General features: G+C 74.8%; 2 protein-coding genes. Both read right to left on the reverse strand.

Annotated features, from left to right (window positions below):
• A partial coding sequence (locus tag HMPREF3105_RS09565) for a non-canonical purine NTP pyrophosphatase (protein ID WP_305791344.1) occupies positions 1–437 on the reverse strand: 437 nt, incomplete at its 3' end.
• Positions 434–1,198 carry a ribonuclease PH gene (rph, locus tag HMPREF3105_RS09570; RefSeq protein WP_036313000.1) on the reverse strand — a complete coding sequence of 255 codons (765 nt, stop codon included), beginning with the start codon at positions 1,196–1,198 and terminating at the stop codon, positions 434–436. The genes HMPREF3105_RS09565 and rph, both read right to left, overlap by 4 nt.
• Positions 1,199–1,238: the final 40 nt, after the last annotated feature.

Consider the following 1,238-nt stretch of genomic DNA (forward strand, 5'->3'; position numbering starts at 1 on the left):
GGGACCGCGAGCGCGGCGGCGCACACGAACTGGGCACCCCGATGCTCGTCCGGCACGTCGGCCAGCTGGGCCAGCAGCAGCTCGAGGTTGGCACGGTCGTCCCCGTGGCGCCCGGCCCAGCGGGCCGAGAAGATCCCGGGGGCGCCGTGCAGCACGTCCACGGCCAGACCCGAGTCGTCCGCGACGGCGATCAGCCCCGTGTGCGCGGCCACGGCGCGGGCCTTCTTCAGCGCGTTCTGGGCGAACGTGACGCCGTCCTCGACGACGTCCGGGGCGCCCACGGCGCCCGCGTCCACCACCGCGGCCTCCACGTCGAGGCCGGGCACGGCGCCGGCGAGCAGCTGCCGCAGCTCGCGCACCTTGCCCGCGTTGTGCGTGGCGAGCACGACGCGGGCGCCCTCCGGCAGGCCTGCCGACGAGGAGGCGGGCGCGCTCACGCCCGGTCCTCCGTGGCGGCGGCCAGGGTCTCGGCCTGGACGCGGGCCAGCTCACCCGTGCCGATCAGGGCCAGGTCCAGCAGGGTGTCCAGCTCGGCGCGGGTGAACGGCGCGCCCTCGGCGGTGCCCTGCACCTCCACGAACTCCCCGGCCCCGGTGACGACCACGTTCATGTCCGTCTCCGCCTTCACGTCCTCCACGTACGGCAGGTCGAGGACGGGCACCCCGTCCACGATGCCCACGGACACCGCGGCGACGGAGTCCTTGAGGACGGCGGCGCCCTTCGCGAGGATCCCCTCGCGCCGCGCCCAGGCCACCGCCTCGGCGAGGGCGACGTAGGCGCCCGTGATGGCGGCGGTGCGGGTGCCGCCGTCGGCATCGAGGACGTCGCAGTCCAGGACGATGGTGTTCTCCCCCAGGGCGGACAGGTCGATGACGGCGCGCAGGGACCGGCCGATCAGGCGGGAGATCTCGTGGGTGCGCCCGCCGATCCGGCCCTTGACGGACTCGCGCTGGCTGCGCTCGTTGGTGGCCCGCGGGAGCATCGCGTACTCGGCGGTGACCCAGCCGGTCCCCTCGCCCTTGAGCCAGCGCGGCACGCCCTCGGTGAAGGAGGCGGTGCACAGCACGCGGGTGTTCCCGAACTCGATCAGGGCCGAGCCCTCCGCCTGCCGGGACCAGCCCCGGGTGATGGTGATGGGGCGCAGCTCGTCGACGGCGCGGCCGTCCGGGCGGGGGGCGGTGGGGGCGGGAGAGCTCATGGCCTCCAGTCTAGGTGTAAGAGGTCATGACGTTGTTGAC

Origin of the sequence: Micrococcus sp. HMSC31B01 (genome assembly GCF_001816085.1) — a bacterium.
Lineage (GTDB): Bacteria > Actinomycetota > Actinomycetes > Actinomycetales > Micrococcaceae > Micrococcus > Micrococcus luteus.

Excerpts from the sequence above, each read along its gene's own strand:
- rph (WP_036313000.1), bottom strand. The coding sequence starts at position 1,198 with ATGAGCTCTCCCGCCCCCACCGCCCCCCGCCCGGACGGCCGCGCCGTC.